We start from the raw sequence: 23,140 nt of genomic DNA, 5'->3' as shown, positions 1-23,140 counted from the left end.
AATGAATATATTCATCGGTGTGATTCGTACACTAATTTTTGTCGCGTCAGTGCTTCTGGTTTCTGCCATGAAAGTCACTGCTTCAGGCCCTTTCGGTTACTTCATCGCTGGCGTGTTACTCAGCCTCTACTGCTGGATCATTCTGAAGGCGCTGGACTACATGAAGGATTACCGTCATGGACAATAAGCTGAGCGAACTGAGCAAGCCGGTGGCGTGGACTGACGAGCGCGGGAATCTGTGCACCAACCGAAACAAAGAACGCGGGCTGGAGAGTCGATACCACCAAGACTACGAGAAATACACGACACCTTTCTACTCGCAAGAGTACGTCTCCGCCCTGAAACACGAATCCGCTGTTAACTGGGAGGCAGCGGCATCGCTGAACGTTGAAAACCAGGAACTGAAAAAGCGCATCGCCGAGCTGGAAGCCAAGCTGGATACGCCGGTGCGGTTGCCTCCGGCGGATAGCCAGGGGCGTTACCACGGGATGATGACGCGGTTTGCTATCAAGAAGGCTGGCTTCACCGTAGAGGGGGATGAGTAGGATGGGAACTGCTGACTATCTGTATGACGTGCTTGTCCCGGCAGCGTCAGAATTCAATAAAACGCTTATGGATCGCAGCCGTGGATTTATGGCCATTCGCAAGGGTAAATCATGCCGGGCAAAATTCTTCTCCAAGGCCGCAGAAAAGGCTTGGGTCAAGCTCTGTGCTGAGCGCGGGCTTAAAAACGATACGAAACTGGAATATTGACCATGACACTAACGCCTAACACCCAGGATAAATATAGATGAACCATTTGATGCTTGACCTTGAAACGCTGGGTAAGAAGCCCAGCGCCCCTATCTTGACTATCGGCGCTGTGCTTTTTAATCCGCACACCGGCGAACTTGGCGAGCAGTTCTACACCGCCGTAGACCTGCAAAGCGTCATGGCCGGTAAGGCGACACCTGACGCCGATACGATTATTTGGTGGATGAAGCAAAGCAGCGAAGCCCGCGCAGCTATCTGCGTTGACGGTGCCCCGTCGTTGCTGTCTGCGTTATATGACCTGAATAAGTTTATCCGGGCCAATGTCGCCAATCCTCGTAGCCTGCGCGTGTGGGGAAACGGCGCTGTATTCGATAACGTGATCCTGCGTGAGTCTTACCAGCGTGAATGCGTTCCGTTGCCGTGGGAGTGGTACAACGACAGGGATGTGCGCACTATCGTTGAGCTAGGCCGCGAGGTTGGCTTTGATCCTAAGCGTGATATGCCGTTTGACGGCGAGCGCCACAACGCCTTAGCCGATGCTATCCACCAGGCGAAGTATGTTTCCGCAATTTATCAGCGCCTTTTTCCAGCAGCAGAATAACCCACCAGCCTTCCCGAGGTAACTATGCAAGACATCAACCTAATCCCTGAAAAGGAGGTCATGGCGAAGCTTGGCATTTCGTCACGATCGACCATGTACACCTACCAGAACAAACACTGTTTCCCTAAGCCGGTTCGCACTCACCCAAAAGCATATTTAGAGAGTGCGGTTAATCAGTGGATACTCAACGGCGGAATCAACCAGAAAGCTGCTTCTTAACATGCCAGAAAAGCTTATCGGCATGTATCTCATACCCTTCCTTTTGCCCTTCTATCCAATCATGCTTGTTGTAGACGGCCATCACTCCACCCAGTTCATGCCCCAACATTCTTTCCGTAATGTGTGGGGCTACTCCCTCCTCTGATAGGCGTGTCACCAACGTCCGCCGGAAATCGTGCGCACGCCAATACCCTATATCCAGACATTCACGAATGCGTTTTATGTAACGATTGGCAGCAGAGATCGTTAGAGGTTCCGTGATCAAATTCCCTGGGAAAAGAACCTTGTCATACGTCAGCATTGCCTTTTCCAGCAACGGCTCAATTTGCTTGAAGATCGGACGCCGGATTTCCTTTCCTGTTTTGCTGTGCTCTTTTGGTACAGTCCAGAGCATTTCTCTCAGATCAAACTCATGCCGTTCAGATAACCTCAACTCGGACAACCGCGCTCCCCAGAGCATGAGCATTTGGTGCAAAAGCTTATTTGAAGTGGATGCCCTGCTGCGCTCTATGGCGATCCAAATTTCTGCCAGCTCAAAATAAGTAAGAATTCTATCCCCGGTTTCAGAACGGCTCCCTACGTCACGAGGCTCAACCTTCATTACTGAGCAGTCGGGTATAAAATGCCGACGGATACACCACCCCATTGCTGATCGCAACTGGACAAGTAGTTGCCGCGCCCGCCTGCTGTTTTCCCTTTCCTCTTGAGTAAACAAATCAACCCATTGCTTAACAGTAATCTCTGCTACTGGACGCCCTTCAAAAGCATCACTTAAACGTTTAATGACAGTCGATTTATACAGCTCTCTGGTGTTATCACGAAGCGAGACATCGACGTAGTTTTCCTTCCAATAATTCAAACAGTCCTTCACCGTTGCCCTGTTGCAGATATCTCCGCTTTTATCAAAATACTGGCGCGGGTCTACCCCTCGGTCATAGAGAGTTCGCAGCTCTGATGTGATTGCACGAGCCTCTTTCAAAGCGACTGCAGGATACCTGCCAATCCCTAATCGTTGGGCTTTACCATGCCACCGGTATCGATACTGAAAGTTGATTACCCCTTTGGGCGAAATGCGGGCGCTAAGCCCATCGGCATCGGACACTTCAGGACTTCCCGAATATGGTTTACCATGTAGTGAGCGCAGTTTTGTATCGCTGAGAGCCATAATAATTTTTTGTACGCAGTTGATTTAAGGTTATGTACCAAACCTGTACACAATAGCACATGGACGAAGGCAAACAAGTGAATACAATCTTATGCAAGAATGGACAAACAAGGCAGTTAAAGCGCTAAAAAACACTTTTAAATCGGTACGTTAAATAACAAATGCGGACAACCCTAGACAGTGAAAGACAACGATAGACAGAATACTTTCTATATTCACGACTATGAGACCTTCGGCAAGAGCCCGTCGCTGGACCGCCCGGCGCAGTTCGCCGGCGTGCGCACCGATATGGATTTCAACATTATCGAAGAGCCGCTGGTCATCTACTGCGCCCCGGCCGACGACTACCTGCCGGAACCCGAGGCGGTGATGATCACCGGCATCACGCCGCAGGTGGCGCGAGCCAAAGGCGTTAACGAGGCCGAGTTCACCCGCCAAATCCATCAGGCCTTCAGCGTGGCCGGCACCTGCATTCTCGGTTACAACAACATCCGTTTCGATGACGAAGTGAGCCGCAATATCTTCTATCGCAACTTCTACGATCCCTATGCCTACAGCTGGCAAAACGGCAACTCGCGTTGGGATCTGCTGGATGTGATGCGCGCCTGCTACGCTCTGCGCCCGGACGGCATCGTCTGGCCGGAAAACGAAGACGGTTTCCCCAGCTTCCGCCTCGAACACCTCACGCGCGCCAACGGCGTCGAACACACGCAGGCTCACGATGCGATGTCGGACGTTTACGCCACCATCGCGATGGCCAAGCTGGTCAAGCAGGCGCAGCCGCGGCTGTTCGATTTCCTGCTGCAGCACCGCAACAAGCACAAGCTGAACGCCCTGATCGACGTCGCCGACATGACGCCGCTGGTGCACGTCTCCGGCATGTTCGGCGCGGCGCGCGGCAACACCAGCTGGGTGTCGCCGTTGGCCTGGCACCCGGACAACAAGAACGCGGTGATCATGTGCGATCTGGCCGGCGACATGACGCCGCTGTTGACGCTGAGCGCCGAGCAACTGCGTGAACGGCTGTACACCCGCCGCGACGATCTGGCGCCGGATCAGGCGCCGGTGCCGATCAAGCTGGTGCACATCAACAAATGTCCGGTGCTGGCGCCGGCCAAAACCTTGCTGCCGGAGAACGCCGAGCGGCTGGGCATCGATCGTCAGGCGTGTCTGCAAAATCTGCAGCTGCTGAAACAGCATCCGGAAGTGCGCGAGAAAGTGGTCGCGCTGTTCGCCGAAGCCGAGCCGTTCAAAGGCGCCGACGACGTCGACGCCCGCTTGTACGACGGTTTCTTCAGCGACGCCGACAAGGCGGCGATGAGGATTATCCAGCAGACCAAGCCGCAGAACCTGCCGGCGCTGGATCTGGCCTTCAGCGACGGCCGCATGAAAGAGCTGCTGTTCCGCTTCCGCGCGCGCAACTACCCGAATACGCTGGACGACGCCGAGCAGCGCCGCTGGCTGCAACACCGTCAGGAAGCCTTGAGCGCGGAGCGCGTGCAGAGCTATCTGCTGCAGCTCGAATCGCTGTATAACCTGCACGAAGGCGACAAAGAGAAAACCGCCCTGCTGAAAGCGCTGTTCGATTACGGCAAAGAGTTGGTGGGATAAAAACCCGCAGCAAGCAGAAAAGGAAAAGGCCGCGAAAGCGGCCTTTTTTGTGGCTGAGGAGACGGCTCGCGCTTAGGCGGCGTCTTCGCTCGCTTGCGGCACCGGCAGACGGAAGCTGCGGGTGACGAAGGCCAGGTAGATCAGGCCGATGGCCGCCCAGACCAGGCCCAGCGTCATCGAGCTGGCTTCCAGGTTGATCCACAGCGCGCCGACGGTCAGTGCGCCCATCACCGGCAAGATCAGGTAGTTGAACGTGTCCTTCACGGTGCGGTTCATCTTGTCGCGAATATAGAACTGCGAGATCACCGACAGGTTGACGAAGGTGAAGGCCACCAGCGCACCGAAGTTGATCAGCGCAGTCGCGGTCACCAGGTCAAACGACACTGCGGACAGCGCGATGGCGCCAACCAGCAGCACGTTCAGCGCCGGGGTACGCCACTTCGGATGCACATAGCCGAAGAAGCGAGTCGGGAACACGCCATCGCGGCCCATTACATACATCAGACGCGAAACGCCCGCGTGCGCCGCCATGCCTGACGCCAATACCGTCACGCAGGAGAACACCAGGATCACCGACTGGAAGAACTTGCCCGCCACGTACAGCATGATTTCAGGCTGCGACGCGTCAGGATCCTTGAAGCGCGAGATGTCCGGGAAATACAGCTGCACGAAGTAAGACACCACGATAAAGATGATGCCGCCGATCAGCGCCGTCAGGAAGATGGCTTTCGGGATCACTTTCTCTGCGTCTTTGGTTTCTTCGGACAGCGAGCTGATGCCGTCGAAGCCCAGGAACGAGAAGCACAGGATGGTCGCGCCGGTAATCATCGGCACCACGTGAGCGTTATCGGACCAGAACGGGCGGCTGCTGACCAGCGTACCGGCGCCTTCGCCGTGGTAAACGCCGTTGATCACCAGGCCCAGGAATACGATCATGATCGCCACCTGCACCACCACGATGATGGAGTTCAGGTTAGCCACCAGCTTGATGCCGCGCAGGTTGAAAATCGTCATCAACCCGACCAGCACCGCCACGAAGATCCAGGACGGGACGCCCGGGAAGATCGCTTCCAGGTAAATCTTGGCCAGCAAAATGTTGATCATCGGCATGAACAGGTAGTCCAGCAGCGATGACCAGCCCACCATAAAGCCGACGTGCGGACTGATGGCTTTCTGGGCGTAGGTGTAGGCGGAACCGGCGGAAGGGAACTTCTTCACCAGCTTGCCGTAGCTCAGGGCGGTAAACAGGATCGCCAGCAGAGCGAAGGCGTACGCGGTCGCGACGTGACCATCGGTCAGGCCGGATACGATGCCGAAGGTATCGAAGATGGTCATTGGCTGCAGATAAGCCAGACCCATCATCACTACCGGAACCAATGTCAGGGTTTTACGCAGCTGAGTGCGCTGAGCCGGAGCGGCGTTAAGGGTGTTATCGGACATTGTTCAGCCCCCCCTTACCTTGAGCCTTGCGGATGGCGGACACGCCAAGACTTAAGGTTGCGGGGAAACTTCGCAACGAGCGACTTAATTCTAAAAGAAGGGGATTGTAAGCTGGATAACGGGTCGAGTTAACCTCGGCTGCTCCATAGTCGCTGCGGCCACAGCGGAAACCGGCGGGCACCGGCGCTAAAGTGAAAAATTGCCCCATCTTTCTAATCCTCATGAGTCACGACCATAAAGTTTTGTTTGATCGTGCACGAAACTATTTATCTATCCGGATCGGTGTCCGGCCTCGCTTGGTGTATGAAACGCTACGTTGGTAAAACTAAATGCAAAAAAAATAACCGACGCTTTCAAAACGTCGGCTATCTGCATTTGAGATATTTTGCACCAGAATGCCTCCGGATGACAAGATCCGGAAGCCCTCAAATACAAATTCTTTTTGTCGATCGAACGGAAAACCAGCCCGGCAGGCGAATTAATCCGCTACCGGCAGGCCGGTCGCCCGCACATACTTCTTACTTTATACGCCCATTCAGGCATTTTTCAACATCCAGTCGATCTCTGTTTCCGTCACCCGCCGTTCAAACTGCAGCAATTCGTCCGTCTTGCAGGCGTGATAAACCTGGGTGAAACGCTCGCCCAGATAGTGGGTCAACGCGTGCTGATGTTCAAACTCGTACAGCGCATCGCTCTGGCGGATCGGCAGCGGCAGCCCCTCCTGCTCCAGCCCGTTGCCGGTCACCGGCTCAGGCAACGGCAGCGCGTTGTCCAACCCGTACAGCATGCCGGCCAGGATCGCCGCCATCACCAGATACGGATTGGCGTCAGCGCCGGCCACGCGGTACTCCACCCGATGATTCTCCGGTTCGCCGCAGGGGATGCGCAGCGCCACGGTGCGATTGTTGTGGCCCCAGGCGGCCTGGATCGGCACATACATCCCCGGCTGGAAACGCCGATAGGCATTGACGTTCGGCGCCAGCAGCGCCATCGACGCCGGCATCAGGGTGATCATTCCGGCCAGCGCCTGTTTCAGCAACGGTGAATCCTCGCCTTCGCCGTCGGCGAACAGGTTGTTGCCCGCCCCGTCCTGCATGCTGACATGCACGTGCATGCCGCTGCCGGCGTAATCCTCATAGGGTTTGGCCATAAAGGTGGCGTGCATACCGTGGTTCTCGGCCACCAGCCGTACCAGCCGCTTCAGCGCCAGCGCGTGATCGCAGGCCAGCAAAATATCGTCGGTATGACGCAGGTTGACCTCGAACTGCCCCGGCGACGCCTCCGCCACCGCGCCGTCCGCCGGCAGCCCCTGCAGCTTCGCCAGCGCGTCGATATCGTTCAGCACCTCAGCGAAATGGTTCAGGTTATCGACGGAATACACCTGGCTTTGGGTGTTGCGCTCCTGGGTGCCGGGCGCACACGGCGGCTGCAAATCGCCTTCCGCGTCGCGCAGCCTATCGATGAGATAAAACTCCAGCTCTACCGCTGCCACCGGGAACAAGCCGCGCTGTCGCAGCGCCTGCCACACGCGGTTCAGCACATTACGGGGTTCAACGTCAAAGGGAGTGCCATCTTCATCCAGCATGGTCAGCAACACCTGGCCGATATGCTCCGGATCGGCGGCCGACGGCGTCAGCGAGCCGGGCACCGGCAGACAAATGCGATCAGGCTCGCCGAGCTCCTGCCCAAGGCCGGTCTCCTCCACCACGTTGCCGAGGATGTCCATGGCGAACACCGACGCGGGGAAGTAGCTGCCTTTTTCCAGTTTTTTCAACCCTGAGACGGGTATGCGCTTGCCGCGGAAGGAACCATTGAGATCGGTGAGAAGGATATCGACATACTGCGTGGCGGGATGGCGTTCCAAATAATGAGCAACCTCATTTTGGAACGCGCTACTTCGCCTCTCTTCATGATGCTGTGCAAAATGTTCAACTGCTGCGCTATTGGTTTGCATACGTCACCCGCCATTATGCTCTTAAGGCGCGTTAGCGCCCGTCCGCCGTTCGATTCAACACATGATTGGATTTCTCGCCAGGTCGCGCCGCTGCCGGGCGCTCAAAATAACATCCACAATATGAAACATAGTATTAACAGAATGGGTTTGCAAATGTTACAATCCTGTTTGATTATTCATCACCGACTGCTAAATTGATAAAATATTGACCGAAAAGGCCTTGCTGCCATTTTTACGTCAACTATTTCGTCCAACGCACCGAGAGTGAATATGGGCAATATATTTTCCAAACCCACCCTAACTACCGATATCATGCAGCATCGTTATCGACCAGACAGGCACCCGATAGCGATCTTCATTTCTACCTGTCGCCCTTACCAGAAGGAAGTACCGCTATGAGCGAAGCCAGCTTGGCACCGGGCAAACGCCTGTCACAGATCCGTCAGCAATTGGGTTTGTCGCAGCGCCGGGTCGCCGAACTGTCCGGGTTAACCCACAGTGCGATCAGCACCATCGAACAGGACAAGGTCAGCCCGGCCATCAGCACGCTGCAAAAGCTGCTGAAGGTGTATGGCCTGTCGCTGTCTGAATTCTTTGCCGAACCGGAGGCCGTCGACGAACCGCGCGTGGTGATCGACGCCGAAGATCTGATTGAGATCGGCAGCCAGGGGGTGTCGATGAAGCTGGTGCACAACGGCAGCCCGACGCGCAACCTGGCGATGATGCTGGAAACCTACCAGCCCGGCACCACCACCGGCGAAAAGATCAAGCATCAGGGCGAAGAGATCGGCACCCTGCTGGAGGGCGAGATCGTGCTGACCATCAACGGCCAGAGCTATTGCCTGACCGCCGGTCAGAGTTACGCCATCAACACCGGCATTCCGCACAGCTTCAGCAATACGTCGGCGCGCATTTGCCGCATCGTCAGCGCACACACCCCTACCACCTTCTGACCGCTTCTCGCACCGGCGCAGCCTGACGCGGGTTGCGCCCCTGCCTCTCCACGTTTTTCATCGCCGTTATGCCATTTTGTTGGTTGCCAACGGCGCAATCTGTGTTACAACAGAGCAAAACAGCCATCTAAACATCTAAACGGCCTTACTACCCTATGTCAACCGCAACGCCTTCACGCCTCGAGATGCGCAATATCTCGATCGCCTTCGCCGGCTTCAACGCGCTGCAGGACGTGGACTTCACGCTGCAGGGCGGATCAATCCATGCGCTGGTCGGCGCCAACGGCGCGGGTAAGTCGACGCTGATGGCGATCCTCTCCGGCGCCCACGATCATTATCGCGGCGAGATCCTGATCGACGGCCAGCCGGTGGCGATCCACTCCCCGCTGCAGGCGCGCCGTCACGGTATTCACGTGGTGCAGCAAGAGGTCGACGTCGCGCTGATCCCCACGCTGTCGGTAGCGGAAAACATCATGCTTGACTGGCTGAACGAGCCGGGCCACTGGCTGAACTGGGCGGAGCTGCACCGCCGCGCCGCGCAGCTGCTGCAGCAATGGGCGCTGCCGCTCAACCCGCGCAGACGCCTGGCGGACTGCACGCTGGCGGAAAAACAGCAGGTGCTGCTGGCGCGCGCGCTGTCGCACCGCTGCCGTTTTCTGGTGCTCGACGAGCCGACCGCGCCGCTCGATCGCGCCGAGAGCGAGCGCCTGTTTAACGTGGTGCGCCGCCTGCAATCCGAAGGCATCGGCATCGTGTTTATTTCCCACCGCATCCATGAACTGAGCGACATTTGCGATCGGCTGACGGTGCTGCGCGACGGCCGGCGCGTCAGCGAAGACGCCATGCGCGGGCTGAGCGGCGAACAGGTCGTCGAGAAGATGCTCGGCCATCGGCTGGACGACATTTTCCCGCCGCCGCGCCCGCCGCACCCAGAGCGAACGCTGCTGCAGGTGGAGGGCTTGCGCGATCGCCATAAGCTGCGCGACGTTTCGCTGCGGTTGCATGAGGGCGAGATCCTCGGCATCGCCGGGCTGGCCGGGGCAGGCAAAACCGAACTGTGCAAGGCATTGTTCGGCGCCGGCGCCGTGCAGCTCGAGCGCGGCGAACTGCGCGGGCAGCCCTGGGCGCCACGCGCGCCGCACCTGTCGGTCGAACAAGGATTGGCGCTGGTGCCGGAAGAACGCCGCAAAGAAGGCATTTTCATCGACGAGGCGATCCCGATGAACCTGAGCGTCAGCGCCGACGACAGCTTCTCGCGCTGGAGCCTGTTCAACCGGCGGCAAGAACTGCGCTGGGCGCGCGAGATCATGCAGCGTCTGAACATTCGCGCCTCCGGCCCGCAACAGCGGCTGGCGCGCCTGTCAGGCGGCAATCAGCAAAAAGTGGCGATCGGCAAATGGCTGCGCGGCGACGCCGAGGTGCTGATCTTCGATGAGCCGACCAAGGGCGTGGACATCAAGGCCAAACAGGAGCTGTTCAGCCTGATCGACGGCCTGGCCCGCGCCGGCAAAGGCGTGATTTACGCCTCCGGCGAGTTCGCCGAGCTGATTGGCCTGTGCGATCGCATCTGCGTGCTGTGGGACGGCCGCATCGTGGCGGAGTTGAACGCCGCCGACATCGACGAAGAAACCTTATTGCTCTATTCCACCGGAGGAACCCCTGCGTGAGTAAAGAATTTGCCTTGCGGCCGGCGCTGCCCTGGCGCCAACAGCTGTTCGATTTCCTCTACAAGTGGGGCATGCTGCTGACCGTGGCGGCGCTGATCGCCCTGTTTGGCCTGGCGTCGGACAATTTTCTCGATGCCAACAACATCATCAATATCCTGCGTTCGATCGCCATCGTGACAGTGATCGCCATCGGCGTCTCCATCTCGCTGTCGGTCGGCGGTTTCGATCTGTCGGTCGGCTCAACCGCCTCGTTGGCCAACGCGCTGGTGATTTCACTGTTCGTCTGGCACGGGTTCGGCACCACCGGCGCCATCGTGGTGACGCTGCTGCTGTGCACACTGGTCGGCCTGTTCAACGCCCTGCTGATCGTGGTGTTCAGAATTCCCGATATGCTGGCGACGCTGGCCAGCCTGTTCGTGATCCAGGGCGTGGCGATGACCTACAGCTACGGCGGTTCCATCACCCAAAACATGGTGCTGCCGAATGGCGACATGGCGGAAGGCCTGATCCCGGAGGTGTTTTCCGCCCTCGGCCAGGTGCCGGTGATCGTGCTGATCATGCTGGCGGTCACCGTGGCGGTGCAGCTGTTTCTGTCGTTGACCAAGCACGGCCGCCGGATGTACGCCATCGGCGGCAACCCCGAGGCGGCGCGTCTGTCGGGCATCCGCACCGTGCGTTACAGGGTTGCCGCTTACGTCATTTCCTCTTGGCTGGCGGCGCTTGGCGGCATCTTGCTGGCGTCACGTATCGGCTCTTCGCAGGTCAATGCCGGCGGCGGCTATCTGATGGACGCGGTGGCGGCGGCCTATATCGGCTTCTCGCTGGCGGGCTCCGGCAAACCCAATGCGCTCGGCACCCTGATCGGCGCTGTGATCCTCGGCGTGCTGCAAAACGGCCTGGTGATGCTGTCGGTGCCCTACTACGCCATGGACATTATCAAAGGCCTGGTGCTGGCGCTGGCGCTGGCCATCACCTACATCCAGAAACGCTGATCCCCCCGGCGCACGCCCGCTGCGCCGCTTTTCCCTTTAATTCATCCGGTTACCCTTTCCCGCCAGCATAACAAGCATACAAATGATATGAATTATCATTAGCGTTTACATTCAGTAAAAAATCCTTACAATACCCTCACGCAACGCTGACGAAGCGAAGTATTTCTCAGCGAACGATGAATGATTTCATTAGAAATTCAATTGGTTAATTACTTTCACTTCAATCCAGGAAAGGTTCACCTCATGGAAACGCCACGTTACAGCAAGCTCGCCGCTCTGGTGATTGCCTCACTCAGCGCCACCGCCGCACTGGCCGCGCCGCAGAACGACACCCAGGACACCATGGTCGTCACCGCCTCCGGCTTCCAGCAAAAAATTCAGGACTCCGCCGCTTCCATCTCGGTGATCCCGCGCCAGCAAATCGAAGACAAGGCTTACCGCGACATCACCGACGCGCTGAAAGACGTGCCGGGCGTGGTGGTCACCGACGGCGGCAGCAAAAGCGACATCAGCATCCGCGGCATGTCTTCCAAGTACACCCTGATCCTGGTGGACGGCAAGCGCGTCGATACCCGCGGTACCCGCCCGAACAGCGACAACGCCGGCATCGAACAAGGCTGGCTGCCGCCGCTGGAAGCCATTGAGCGCATCGAAGTGGTGCGCGGGCCGATGTCTTCGCTGTACGGTTCCGACGCCATGGGCGGCGTGATCAACGTCATCACCCGCAAAACCTCACGCACCGAGTGGAAAGGCTCGCTGCACGGCGATGCCACCCTTCAGGAAAACCGCGATTCCGGCGACCTGTTCCAGACCAACGCCTACGCGTCCGGCCCGCTGGTTGAAGGCCTGCTCGGCCTGCGGGTCAACGGCCTGCTCTCACGCCGCGCGGAAGATAAAATCGTCAACGGTTACAATGAACAGCGCATGCGCAGCGGCACTGCGGTGTTCACCCTGACCCCGGACGAAAAAAACGAATTCGACTTCGAAATCGGCCGCTCGCTGCAGGATCGCAACAGCACGCCGGGCAAATCGGTGGTGGCGGAGCGCTGCAGCAAAGGCAAATGCACCCCAACTTCCCGCAGCGAAGATCTCTACACCCGTACCAACTACTCGCTGACCCACAACGGTTATTACGACTTCGGCAACTCCACCAGCTACGTTCAGCGGGAAGAGACCAACAACCCGGGCCGCAAAATGAAGATGTACAACACCATCTTCAACACCCAGAACCAGTTCGAGCTGGGTTCCCACATGCTGAACCTCGGCGGCCAATACCGCTATGAGAAACTGGGCGACAGTGGCAACCAGCTAAGCTCGGCGCAAGACGTCAATCAACTGACGCGCTGGAGCTGGGCGCTGTTCGCCGAAGACGAATGGGCGCTGACCAATGACTTTAGCCTGACCAGCGGCATCCGTATGGACCGCGATCAGAACTTCGGCAGCCACTGGTCGCCGCGCATGTACGGCGTTTGGCACCTGACCGAGCAGTGGACGCTGAAAGGCGGCGTATCCGCCGGCTACCGTTCGCCGGATCTGCGCCAATCCTCCGCCAACTGGGGCCAGGTCACCGGCGGCGGCGTGCGTAAAGGCATCATCGTCGGCAACCCGGATCTGCAGCCGGAGAAGAGCCTGAGTGAAGAGATCGGTCTGATGTGGGATAGCCTGAAAGGCGTCAACGCCGGGGTCACCGTCTTCAACACCGACTTCAAGAACAAGATCACCGAAGTGCGCCGCTGCGAAGACACGCCGGACTGTAAGATCGGCAATGACGTCTACGACTTTATCAGCGATCGCGTCAACGTCGACAAAGCCAATATGCGCGGCGTAGAAGCCACCTTCGGCTGGCAGATCAACAAAGACTGGAAGTGGAACACCAACTACACCTACACCTCTTCCGAGCAGAAGAGCGGCGAGTTCCAGGGCAAGGCGCTCAACCAGATGCCGAAGCACATGGTTAACACCGTGCTGGATTGGCGCGCCACGCAGGACCTCAGCCTGTGGTCGCGCGTTAATTTCCGCAGCAAAACGTCTGAGTATCTGAGCCGTACCTCGATGGCCAAGAGCACGCCGTCCTACACCTTCGTCGATGCGGGCCTGAGCTACCAGGCGGCGAAAAACCTGCAGCTGACCGGCGGGGTCTACAACATCCTCGACAAGACCGTGGATTACGATCACTACAACACCACGCTGGACGGCCGCCGATACACCGTCGGCATGACCTACAACTTCTGATGCCCCTGGGCGCGCGCCGCGCGCCCTTTTCATTCCATCACCGTGAGGAAGCTCCATGAAATTACGCCGCTCCCCCCTGATGATCGCCCTGCTGGCCGCGATGGCGCTGGCGGGTTGCCACAGCAAAACCGATACGCAGGTAGCCGCTACCCCGGCCACCGTCAACGTCCAGCACCTGAACGGCAGCACCGAGGTGAAGAAGCACCCGCAGCGCATCGTGGTGCTGGATTACGCCTCGCTGGAAACGCTGCAGCTGCTGGACGTCGAGCCGCTGGCGCTGCCCGGCAACCGCAAGAACTTGCCGGATAGCCTGAAGCGCTATCAGGACGACAAATACCTCAATGCCGGCACCCTGTTCCAACCGGATATGGCCGTGCTGCGCGCCGCCAAACCGGATCTTATCCTGATCGCCGGCCGGGCGTCCAAAGCCTATGACGAGCTGAACACGCTGGCGCCGACGTTGAACATGTCCGTCGATCAGCAGGATCAGTTGGGCAGCCTGAAACAGCGCACCTTGCAGTTGGGCGAGCTGTTCGATAAGCAGCAACAGGCGCAGGCGGCGATCGACAAGCTGGATGCGCAGATCGCGGCGGTCAAACCGCAGGCCGCCCAGGCCGGACGCGGGCTGGTGGTGCTGTTCTCCGGCGGCAAGATCAGCGCTTACGCCCCCAAGAGCCGTTTCAGCTTCGTCTATGACGCCCTCGGCTTCGCGTCCGCGTTGCAGTCCGATGAAAAAGACGTGCGCGGCAACAAGCTGACGCCTGAGCAGGTGGCCAAGCTGAATCCGGACTGGCTGTTCGTCATCGACAGAGACGCCGCGACCGGGCGGCCGAACGCGGTGGCGCCGCAGAAAATCCTCACCGGCACCGCACTGAAGAAAACCACGGCGGTGAAAAAAGGCCAGGTGGTTTACCTGCCGGCGGCCGAGGTCTATCTGTCCGGCGGCATCGTCACCGCCCAACACGTCGTCGAACGCGTGAGCGAGGCGCTGAATCACACTGCGCGATAAAGAAAGCCCGGCGATGCCGGGCTTTTTCTTGGGTTAAATCGTCGGCTGGTTTACCAAACCGTCTATCAGCACCTGCGGCGTGCCCTGCGAGCAACGTTCGATGCGCCCGCGCACGCCGTAGACCCGCGCCAGGCTCTGCGGCGTAATCACCTGATCCGGCGCGCCATCGGCGATCAGATCGCCATCCTGAAGCATCAGCACGTGGTCGCCGTGACGCAGCGCGATGTTGATGTCATGCACCACCACCACCGTCACGATATTGCGCTTGCGGGTTTCACGGCGCACCAAATCCATCACGTGGAACTGATAGTTGAGATCGAGCGCGCTCAGCGGCTCATCCAGCAGCAGCAGCGACGGCTGACGGATCAGCGACTGCGCCAACCCCACCAGCTGTTTCTGCCCGCCGGACAGCTGATCGAGATAACTCAACGCCAGATGGGCGATGCCCAGTTGCTCCAGCAGGGCCATCACCTCCGCTTCGCTGCCGGCGTTGCTGCGGCCGCCCGAGGCGCGCTGCGCCACGATAATCGACTCCAGCACGTGCAGGTGCACCCCGGCGGGCAGCGACTGCGGCAGATACACCACTTTCTCCGCGCGACGGGCGAACGGCATCTGCATCAGATCGCCGTCGTCCAGCCACAGCTTGCCCTGCGCCGGGTTCAGCCCGGCCAGCGAGCGCAGCAGCGTCGATTTGCCGCTGCCGTTCGGCCCCAGCAGCACGGTGATTTGCCCGCGCGGCAGCATCGGCACCGAGAGATCGTCGATCACCTGACGTTTCGGGTAGCCCGCCGAGAAGTGTTCTATGCGCAAGCCCTGGTTCATACGTTCCCCCGATGGCGCAGAATAATGCTCAGGAAGAACGGCACCCCGACCAGCGAGGTGACGATGCCCACCGGAATGATCACGCCGGGCACCAGATTTTTCGACGCCACCGAGGCCATCGACAGCACCAGCGCGCCAATCAGCGCGCTGGCCGGCAGGTAGAAACGGTGATCTTCGCCGAAGATCATGCGGGCGATGTGCGGCGCCACCAGGCCGATAAAGCCGATCGGCCCGACGAAAGCCACCGCCAGCGCCGAGAGCATGCTGATGCGCAGCAGCGTGGTCAGCCGCAGACGACGCACGTCGATGCCGAAGCTCACCGCCCGGTCTTCCCCCAGACGCAGCGCGGTCAGTTTCCACGAACTCATCATCGACAGCGGCAGCAGCACGGCGAACACCCCGAACAGAATGCCCAGCTTGTCCCACGAGGCGCGCGCCAGGCTGCCCATGGTCCAGAACACCAGCCCCTGCAGCGTGTCCTCGCTGGCGATGAATTGCATCATCGAGACCAGCGCGTTGAAGGTAAACACCAGCGCGATGCCGAACAGCACTACGCCGGAGGTGGCGACCCGCGTCCAGCGCGTGATGCCGTCGAGCATCAGCGCGGCGAACAGCGCGAAGATAAAAGCGTTGGCGGAGATGAACCACTGATCGGGAATGCCCGGAATGCCGATGCCGAGCACGATCGCCAGCGCGGCGCCAAAGGCCGCGGCGGAAGACACCCCGAGGGTGAAGGGACTGGCCAGCGGGTTATTCAGGATGGTCTGCATTTCCGCCCCGGCCAGGCCGAGCGCAAAGCCCACCACCACCGCCATCAGCGCATAGGGCAAGCGGATGTCCCAGACGATCACCCGCGTGCCGGCATCGGCCGCGGCGGGGTCAAGCAGCGTTTGCCATAAGGAGGACAGCGACAGGCCGGACGGCCCCATGGTGAAATCCAGCAGCAGCGAGCCCAGGATCGCCAGTGCCAACACGCCCATCATCAACAGGCGATGGCGAAGAATATGCTGATAACGCCCCATCACGCCGGCGTTGGGTTGCCCCTTGGCGTCAGTCATGGGATCGGTGGATACGCTCATTCGTTAAGATACCTGTTACAACCATCATGACAGCGGCGCGAAGGCGTCCGCCGTAAACCGGAAAGCGCGCGGCGACCGCCTGCGCGCAGCCGCCCACAATAAAGCAAACGATAATACTTATCAATCATATCAATAGGTGAAAACAGCGTTGTCGAAATGTAATAATTTGTTTTTTCTCGCCATTTTTCAAACCACCACGCTTTCCCCCGCCAACGGCCAGTAGGTTAATTATTCTGAAAATTATTCCTGATCCGACCAGACTCTGACAAATAGCGGCAAAACCACATAGAATCCAAAACCACAGCACCGCGCGTGCAAAAAACTTTCAGGCCGCCGCAAGAGCGGCCTTATTGACGAGGCTGTAATGAGAAGTCCATCTCCGGCGGTAACGCCCAAACGCCCGGCGCTGCTGAACTGGCTGTTGCACAGCCCGCTGCACGCCGATGACGAACCGTTTCAACGCCAGCTGCGTCTCACGCTGACGCCCTCTCCTCTCACCCCCTGGTTGAATGCCGTGGGGCCGGCCGCGCTGTTGGCGGGGTACGCCTGGCTGAACCAACCGCTGGTCGGTATCGGCCTGCTGCTGCTGTTGCTGCTGTTGACCGCCGGGCGCGCCAGGTTGGCGCAAAGGCGCCAACCCGCCTGGCCGAACGCCATGCTGGTGACAGTGTTGTTGTGGGCGCTGCTGGTTGGCGCCAGCGCCGCGCTGGCGATGCTGTCGGGCCGCTTCGTGCTGATCCTGTTCGCCGGCCTGACCATTACCGCCCTGGCCTGCTGGCTGATGCAGCGCCATGCCGCCGCGCCGCGCTTCGCGCTGCTTGAGGTGATCGCGCTGACGCTGCCCTACCTGCTGGCGGCGCCGCTGTCGCGCGTGCAAAATCTGTTTGTCCTGGCGGATCTCGCGCCGCTGTGGCTGGTGCTGGCCCATGGCATGATCGCGCGCTACCATCGCCAATTGGTGCAGCACGTCACGCTGGCCTGGGAGAAGCAGCAGGCATCGCACCGCGATCGCCTGACCGGCTTTCTCAACCGCGCGGGCGGCGAGGTGGTGATGCGCAGCATCTGCCGCCCCGCAGCGGCGCAGCCGATCTCCCACCTGTTCATTCTCGAATTCGGCCCGCTGGCGGCGCTCTACCAAAGTCACGGCGTCCAGATCGGCGACGACGTGCTGCGCACCGTCGGCGAGCGCCTCAAGACGCTGATCCGCCCGAACGACTACGTCTGCCGCTATACCGGCGGTCTGTTTCTGATTCTGGTGCACGATCTGCCCTACGGCGCGGAAAGCGAGTTTCTGGCGCGCATTGTGCCGCCGCTGGAGGCGCCCTACGATTTTGGCGCGTTCGGCGAGGTGAACATGCGGCTTAACGCCGGCATTTTGGCGCTGACGCAGAATTACGCGACGGTAGAGAGTTTGATGAGCTCGGCGCAGCAGGCGCTGGCGGAAGCCAAAGGCGGGAAAAAGTAAACCCAAACGCGGCGGGAACTCCCGCCGCGTGTCACTCACCGAAGATTACTTCACGTCCATCTTCGGGAATTCCATTTCGCTGTACTTCACGACACGGGTGCCTTGCGACAGCTTGTAACCGAACCAAATCAGCAGGAACAGCGGAATGCCGATGTAGGTCGCGGTCACGCCGTACCAGTCAATCTTGTCTTGCAGGAAAGCCTGGTAATTCTGGCCCAGGGTAATGATCAGGCACAGCACGAAGGCGAAGATCGGCCCCAGCGGGAAGAACCCGGAACGGTACGGTAAGTCGTTGAGATCGCGCCCCTGCAGCATGTAACCGCGACGGAAACGGTAGTGGCTGATGGCGATGCCCAACCAGGCGATGAAGCCGGTCATGCCCGAGGTATTCAGCAGCCACAGGTAAACCGACTGGTTGCCGAACATCGAGGTCAGGAAGCACAGCCCGGCCACCACGCAGGTCGCGTACAGCGCGTTGCGCGGCACGCCGCCTTTCGACAGCTTGGCGAAGATGCGCGGCGCTTTGCCTTCGGACGCCAGGGTGAACAGCATGCGGGTCGATGCGTACATGCCCGAGTTACCGGCGGACAACACCGCCGTCAGGATCACCGCGTTCATCACCGCCGCCGCCGACAGCAGGCCGGCATGCTGGAACACCAGGGTGAACGGGCTGACGCTGATGTCTTTCACATCATTGCGCAGCAGGCTCGGATCGGTATACGGAATGATCAGGCTGATGATCAGAATGGCGAAGATATAGAACAGCAGGATACGCCAAAACACCTGACGCACCGCGCGCGGGATGTTTTTACCCGGATTTTCCGATTCGCCGGCCGCGATGCCGATAAGTTCTGTGCCCTGGAACGAGAAGCCGACGATCATGGCCACGCCGATCATCGCCGAGAAGCCGCCGGCGAACGGCGCATCCCCAATGGTCCAGTTCTGCCAGCCGGCATGCTCGCCGCCTTTCAGAATGCCGACAATCATCAGCACGCCGACGGCGATGAAAATAATCACGGTGCTAACCTTGATCAGCGCGAACCAGTATTCCGCCTCGCCGAACCCTTTCACCGAAATGTAGTTCAGCAGGAACATCAGGCCGAGGAACAGCGCGCTCCAAACCCAGCCGGGAGTGTCCGGGAACCAGTAGCTCATCACCAATTGCGAAGCCACTAGGTCAACGGCGATGGTCACCGCCCAGTTGTACCAGTAGTTCCAGCCCAGTGCGAAGCCGAAGCCTTCTTCCACGTATTTGGCGCCGTAGGTGGAGAATGAACCGGAGACCGGCATAAAGGCCGCCAGTTCGCCCAGACTGGTCATCAGGAAGTACACCATCAAACCGATCAGAGCGTAAGACAGCAGCGCCCCGCCGGGGCCTGCCTGAGAAACCGTGGCGCCCGAGGCGACGAACAGGCCGGTGCCGATGGAGCCGCCGATGGCGATCATGGTCAAATGCCGGGCTTTCAGCTCGCGGCGCAATCCGGGAGCTTGCTGCCCCGATGTTTTTATATCCTGCTGAGCCATTCGTTCCCTATCTATCTGCTCTTCGAAAAATGAGGGCGGATTGTAACAAATACCCGCCGGTGAACTAGCAACATTGCACCGATATAAGATAGCTTCATAATTCAGAGGCAATTATTAGCCGCGGCCCTTATGGCCTTACTTACTCTCATTAATGTGAGCGCGCGCAGGTTTTTATGCTTTCTTTTGCCTGCGCGGCGATAGAAGACGTGACGCGCTGTCGATTACAGCGCGCAATAGCTGAGAAAACGCTGCAAGGCGTTGGAAATGTGCTTTTGCCGATGGCGGATCAGGTACAGGGTGCGCCGCAGCGGCGGCAGCGGCACCGGCAGTTCCACCAGCGCGCCGCTGGCCAACTGCTCCGCCACCACGCGCCGTGACAGGCAACTGATGCCGATACCGTGCCGCACCGCATGCTTGATCGCCTCCGAGTTGCCGAGCTCCATCACCAGCTGGAAGTGCGGCAGGTGCGCCAGCAGCAGATGATCCAGCACCTCGCGGGTGCCCGAACCGCGCTCGCGCAGGATCCAAGGCGCATTCGCCAGCGCCTCCAGCGTCGGCGGCTGGCGGGTCAAGGGATTGTCCGGCGCGGCGAACACCACCAGCTCATCCTCCAGCCACGGCTGCGTCACCAGCTCCGGCATATGGCAAGGCCCTTCGATCAGCCCCAGATCGACGCGGAAATCCGCCACCGCCACGATCACGTCCTGGCTGTTGCCAACGTTCAGCTCCAGCGGCGTGGCCGGAAAGTCCCGGCGGTAACGGGCGATCATCTCCGGCAGCATGTAGTTGCCGATGGTGCTGCTGGCGGCGATGCGCAGCGCCCCCCCGTCATGGCGAAACAGCTGCTCGATCTCCCCCGCCTGCTCCAGCAGCGCCAGCGCCTTGGGATACAGCAACCGGCCGTGTTCGTTAATCACCAGCCGTTTGCCGACGCGATCGAACAGCTGCACGCCCAGTTGCCCCTCCAGATCCGCCAGCGCCGCGCTGACCGCCGACTGCGACAGCGCCAGCACCACCGAGGCCTGAGTGGTCGAACCGCTTTTCAGCACTTCGGTGAAGACTTCCAGTTGACGCAACGTGATATGCATAGCCGTCCCGGTATTGAAAAAGGGTTCTGCCAGAGAACCGCAAAATTAATGTCAACATGATGTGGGTAGCCCGGCCAGGCTACCCCGTTTGCGGCCAGTTCGGCGCGCTACTTGCCCAAGGCGACCAGCTGCGCCGCCGCGGCCAGCGCCGCCTCGCGCGGCGTGCCGGCTTCGTCCCGCTGTATCAATTGCAGCATCGCCACGAGATGGTCGCGGTCGATCGCCTTGTTTTCTTCAATCAACCGCCGCACCGCGCGCCCCACTTCCTGATCTACCTGCTCTCTGCGTTGATCGTCGGTATCCATCGCCTGCTCCTGTTCAGTTGGAAAGTTGACGGCGGCTTGCCGCTCCACCTCACCCTAGCCGCAATGCGACTTTATGCCAATGCCTGACGCAATACCACTTATTCAGATAGGTTATAAATATATAATCAATTTCTCTTTTATTCAGCCCAAACGTACTCTTAGCAGCAAGAAACAGACTGAAGGACTGACTTTTATGGCGACTGATACCACTCACACTTACCCCGAGCGACGCTTTCCGCTGTTCGGCCTGCCGCGGCTGGTGCCGGGGCTGGCGCTGACCGGCGCGCTCACCGCGCTGGCCGTCTGGGCCGGCGATATTCCCTGGGTGGCGGAGCTGGGGCTGGGGGCGTTGACGCTGGCAATCCTGCTCGGCATTCTGGTGGGCAACACGCTGTACCCCCGCTGGCAAACCGTTTGTCACGGCGGCGTGCAGCTGGCCAAACAGCGCCTGCTGCGTTTGGGGATTATTCTTTACGGCTTCCGGCTGACCTTTCAGCAGATCGCTGACGTGGGCGCCAGCGGCATTATCATCGACGCGCTGACCCTGATCACCACCTTCCTGCTGGCCTGTTGGCTCGGCAAGAAAGTGTTCGGCATCGACAGCCAAACCGCGATACTGATTGGCGCCGGCAGCAGCATTTGCGGCGCGGCGGCGGTGATGGCCACCGAGCCGGTGCTGAAGGCCGATTCCAGCAAAGTGGCGGTGGCGGTTTCGACCGTGGTGGTGTTCGGCACCCTGGCTATCTTCGTCTATCCGTGGCTGTATCAGTTGAATGAACACTTCCAGTGGCTGCCGTTCAGCCAGGAAACCTTCGGCATCTACGCCGGCTCCACCATTCACGAAGTGGCTCAGGTGGTCGCCGCCGGGCACGCCATCGGGCCGGACGCCGAAAATGCGGCGGTGATCGCCAAGATGATCCGCGTGATGATGCTGGCGCCGTTCCTGCTGCTGCTGTCGGGCTACATCAGCCGCGGCAGCGCAGGCAAGGCGGAAAAATCCGCCATCACCATTCCGTGGTTCGCCGTGCTGTTTATCGCCGTCGCCGGGCTGAACTCCTTCAACCTGCTGCCGGCCACGCTGGTGCGCCATCTGATCACCGCCGACACCTGGATGCTGGCGATGGCGATGGCGGCGCTGGGGTTGACCACCCACATCAGCGCCGTGCGCCAGGCCGGGGTGAAACCGATTCTGTTGGCGACGCTGCTGTTCGTCTGGCTGCTGGTCGGCGGCGGCGCGATAAACCAACTGGTGCAACACCTGCTGTAATCGCCCTCGGCGGCCCGCTTCAGCGGGCCGCCGCTTTTCGCCATTCAATCCGCCCGCCATCAATGCCATAATGTCACCGATAACACAGGAGAATGAAGATGAAGTTTGTCGGTGCACATGTCAGCGCGTCAGGCGGCGTGGATCAGGCGGTTATCCGCGCGCACGAATTGGAGGCGACCGCGTTCGCCCTGTTCACCAAAAATCAGCGTCAATGGAAGGCCGCGCCGCTGGCCGCCGACGTTATCGATAAGTTCAAGAGCGCCTGCGCCCAGTACGGCTTCGGGCCGGGGCAGATCCTGCCGCACGACAGCTACCTGATCAACCTGGGGCACCCGGTAGCCGAGGCGTTGGAAAAATCGCGCGAGGCGTTTATCGACGAGCTGCAGCGCTGCGAACAGCTGGGGCTGACGCTGCTGAACTTCCACCCCGGCAGCCACCTGCTGCAAATCGATGAAGACAAGTGCCTGGCGCGCATCGCCGAATCGATCAATATCGCGCTGGACAAAACCGCCGGCGTGACGGCCGTGATCGAGAACACCGCCGGCCAGGGCAGCAACCTGGGCTTCAAATTCGAACACCTGGCGGCGATCATCGACGGCGTGGAAGACAAAAGCCGCGTCGGCGTCTGCATCGACACCTGCCACGCCTTCGCCGCCGGGTACGATCTGCGCACCGAAGAAGAGTGCGAGCGCACCTTCAAGCAGTTGGGCGACATCGTCGGTTTCAACTACCTGCGCGGCATGCACCTGAACGACGCCAAGAGCGAGTTCAACAGCCGCGTCGACCGCCACCACAGCCTGGGGGAAGGCAACATCGGCAAAACGGTGTTCAGCTACATCATGCGCGATCCGCGTTTCGACAATATCCCGCTGATTCTGGAAACGGTAAACCCGGACATCTGGGCGGAAGAGATCGCCTGGCTGAAAGCGCAGCAGTAACGCGGCGCCCAAACGACAAAACCGGAGCCTGGGCTCCGGTTTTTTTATGGCTGGAT

The 23,140-nt window shown here is 59.6% G+C and carries 22 protein-coding genes; 14 read left to right on the top strand and 8 right to left on the bottom strand.

Features of this window, described 5'->3' with window-relative positions:
* Nucleotide 1: 1 nt before the first annotated feature.
* From ACJ8PL_RS09480 to ACJ8PL_RS09460, 5 genes are read left to right on the top strand one after another with little or no spacing between them, the layout of a single operon-like run.
* Entirely contained in the window at nt 2–187 is a 186-nt protein-coding gene (locus ACJ8PL_RS09480; RefSeq protein ID WP_442531098.1) for a hypothetical protein, read from the top strand.
* Nucleotides 177–545 carry a hypothetical protein gene (locus ACJ8PL_RS09475; protein ID WP_442531097.1) on the top strand — a complete coding sequence of 123 codons (369 nt, stop codon included), beginning with the start codon at nt 177–179 and terminating at the stop codon, nt 543–545. The genes ACJ8PL_RS09480 and ACJ8PL_RS09475 overlap by 11 nt, the downstream gene beginning before the upstream one ends.
* A 1-nt stretch (nt 546) precedes the next feature.
* A complete protein-coding gene (locus tag ACJ8PL_RS09470; RefSeq protein WP_442531096.1) occupies nt 547–753 on the top strand; it encodes a hypothetical protein in 207 nt (68 codons plus the stop codon).
* Between the two features lie 37 nt (nt 754–790).
* The gene (locus ACJ8PL_RS09465; protein WP_442531095.1) at nt 791–1,354 is read left to right on the top strand and encodes a 3'-5' exonuclease; all 564 of its coding nucleotides are present in this window, start codon (nt 791–793) and stop codon (nt 1,352–1,354) included.
* A 24-nt stretch (nt 1,355–1,378) separates the two neighbouring features.
* Nucleotides 1,379–1,573: a helix-turn-helix transcriptional regulator gene (locus ACJ8PL_RS09460; protein WP_072008405.1), complete on the top strand. Its 195-nt coding sequence runs from the start codon at nt 1,379–1,381 to the stop codon at nt 1,571–1,573.
* Here ACJ8PL_RS09460 and ACJ8PL_RS09455 read toward each other — a convergent pair.
* Entirely contained in the window at nt 1,551–2,738 is a 1,188-nt protein-coding gene (locus ACJ8PL_RS09455; RefSeq protein WP_442531093.1) for a tyrosine-type recombinase/integrase, read from the bottom strand. The genes ACJ8PL_RS09460 and ACJ8PL_RS09455 overlap by 23 nt on opposite strands.
* A 180-nt stretch (nt 2,739–2,918) precedes the next feature.
* Here ACJ8PL_RS09455 and sbcB point away from each other — a divergent pair, with 180 nt between their 5' ends.
* A complete protein-coding gene (gene sbcB, locus ACJ8PL_RS09450) occupies nt 2,919–4,349 on the top strand; it encodes an exodeoxyribonuclease I (protein ID WP_079450253.1) in 1,431 nt (476 codons plus the stop codon).
* Nucleotides 4,350–4,421: 72 nt separating this feature from the next.
* Here the strand turns inward: sbcB and ACJ8PL_RS09445 are convergent, their stop codons facing one another.
* The gene (locus ACJ8PL_RS09445; protein WP_004935642.1) at nt 4,422–5,789 is read right to left on the bottom strand and encodes an APC family permease; all 1,368 of its coding nucleotides are present in this window, start codon (nt 5,787–5,789) and stop codon (nt 4,422–4,424) included.
* Between the two features lie 535 nt (nt 5,790–6,324).
* Nucleotides 6,325–7,743 carry a glutamine synthetase family protein gene (locus ACJ8PL_RS09440; RefSeq protein ID WP_028127730.1) on the bottom strand — a complete coding sequence of 473 codons (1,419 nt, stop codon included), beginning with the start codon at nt 7,741–7,743 and terminating at the stop codon, nt 6,325–6,327.
* A gap of 395 nt (nt 7,744–8,138) precedes the next feature.
* On the opposite strand from ACJ8PL_RS09440, the gene puuR reads away from it, so the two are divergent.
* The 5 genes from puuR (at nt 8,139) to ACJ8PL_RS09415 (ending at nt 14,596) form a co-directional block, all read left to right on the top strand.
* A complete protein-coding gene (gene puuR / locus ACJ8PL_RS09435; RefSeq protein ID WP_016927000.1) occupies nt 8,139–8,696 on the top strand; it encodes an HTH-type transcriptional regulator PuuR in 558 nt (185 codons plus the stop codon).
* A gap of 155 nt (nt 8,697–8,851) precedes the next feature.
* Nucleotides 8,852–10,363, top strand: a complete 1,512-nt coding sequence (locus ACJ8PL_RS09430; RefSeq protein ID WP_028128354.1) for a sugar ABC transporter ATP-binding protein — start codon at nt 8,852–8,854, stop codon at nt 10,361–10,363.
* A complete protein-coding gene (locus ACJ8PL_RS09425; protein WP_016926998.1) occupies nt 10,360–11,355 on the top strand; it encodes an ABC transporter permease in 996 nt (331 codons plus the stop codon). Before ACJ8PL_RS09430 ends, ACJ8PL_RS09425 begins: the two co-directional genes overlap by 4 nt.
* A gap of 243 nt (nt 11,356–11,598) precedes the next feature.
* Nucleotides 11,599–13,587 (top strand): ligand-gated channel protein, encoded by a 1,989-nt coding sequence (locus ACJ8PL_RS09420; RefSeq protein WP_033639853.1) that lies wholly within the window; start codon nt 11,599–11,601, stop codon nt 13,585–13,587.
* A gap of 55 nt (nt 13,588–13,642) precedes the next feature.
* Nucleotides 13,643–14,596 carry a siderophore ABC transporter substrate-binding protein gene (locus ACJ8PL_RS09415; RefSeq protein ID WP_016926996.1) on the top strand — a complete coding sequence of 318 codons (954 nt, stop codon included), beginning with the start codon at nt 13,643–13,645 and terminating at the stop codon, nt 14,594–14,596.
* Nucleotides 14,597–14,629: 33 nt separating this feature from the next.
* On the opposite strand, the gene ACJ8PL_RS09410 is transcribed toward ACJ8PL_RS09415, so the two are convergent.
* Nucleotides 14,630–15,418: an ABC transporter ATP-binding protein gene (locus tag ACJ8PL_RS09410; protein ID WP_016926995.1), complete on the bottom strand. Its 789-nt coding sequence runs from the start codon at nt 15,416–15,418 to the stop codon at nt 14,630–14,632.
* Entirely contained in the window at nt 15,415–16,497 is a 1,083-nt protein-coding gene (locus ACJ8PL_RS09405; protein WP_004935667.1) for a FecCD family ABC transporter permease, read from the bottom strand. Before ACJ8PL_RS09405 ends, ACJ8PL_RS09410 begins: the two co-directional genes overlap by 4 nt.
* 364 nt (nt 16,498–16,861) lie before the next feature.
* On the opposite strand from ACJ8PL_RS09405, the gene ACJ8PL_RS09400 reads away from it, so the two are divergent.
* Nucleotides 16,862–17,962 carry a GGDEF domain-containing protein gene (locus ACJ8PL_RS09400; protein ID WP_079452218.1) on the top strand — a complete coding sequence of 367 codons (1,101 nt, stop codon included), beginning with the start codon at nt 16,862–16,864 and terminating at the stop codon, nt 17,960–17,962.
* Between the two features lie 45 nt (nt 17,963–18,007).
* On the opposite strand, the gene ACJ8PL_RS09395 is transcribed toward ACJ8PL_RS09400, so the two are convergent.
* The 3 genes from ACJ8PL_RS09395 to ACJ8PL_RS09385 all read right to left on the bottom strand — a co-directional run bounded on the left by ACJ8PL_RS09395 (nt 18,008) and on the right by ACJ8PL_RS09385 (nt 20,879).
* A complete protein-coding gene (locus ACJ8PL_RS09395; RefSeq protein WP_028127733.1) occupies nt 18,008–19,486 on the bottom strand; it encodes an amino acid permease in 1,479 nt (492 codons plus the stop codon).
* 221 nt (nt 19,487–19,707) lie between these two features.
* On the bottom strand, nt 19,708–20,574 hold the full coding sequence (gene yieE / locus ACJ8PL_RS09390) for a DNA-binding transcriptional regulator YeiE (protein ID WP_016926991.1): 867 nt from the start codon (nt 20,572–20,574) through the stop codon (nt 19,708–19,710).
* A 107-nt stretch (nt 20,575–20,681) separates the two neighbouring features.
* Nucleotides 20,682–20,879, bottom strand: coding sequence for a hypothetical protein (locus tag ACJ8PL_RS09385; RefSeq protein WP_016926990.1), 198 nt, complete (start codon nt 20,877–20,879; stop codon nt 20,682–20,684).
* A gap of 193 nt (nt 20,880–21,072) precedes the next feature.
* Between ACJ8PL_RS09385 and ACJ8PL_RS09380 the strand changes: the two genes are divergently transcribed.
* Both ACJ8PL_RS09380 and nfo read left to right on the top strand, forming a co-directional pair.
* On the top strand, nt 21,073–22,146 hold the full coding sequence (locus ACJ8PL_RS09380; protein WP_016926989.1) for a YeiH family putative sulfate export transporter: 1,074 nt from the start codon (nt 21,073–21,075) through the stop codon (nt 22,144–22,146).
* Nucleotides 22,147–22,244: 98 nt separating this feature from the next.
* Nucleotides 22,245–23,084 carry a deoxyribonuclease IV gene (nfo, locus tag ACJ8PL_RS09375; protein WP_016926988.1) on the top strand — a complete coding sequence of 280 codons (840 nt, stop codon included), beginning with the start codon at nt 22,245–22,247 and terminating at the stop codon, nt 23,082–23,084.
* The last annotated feature ends 56 nt before the right edge of the window (nt 23,085–23,140 follow it).

The sequence above is a fragment of the Serratia sp. CY83965 genome, assembly GCF_052166375.1.
GTDB classification, from domain to species: Bacteria; Pseudomonadota; Gammaproteobacteria; order Enterobacterales; family Enterobacteriaceae; genus Serratia; species Serratia marcescens.
This window is presented reverse-complemented; position numbering and strand designations above follow the sequence as displayed.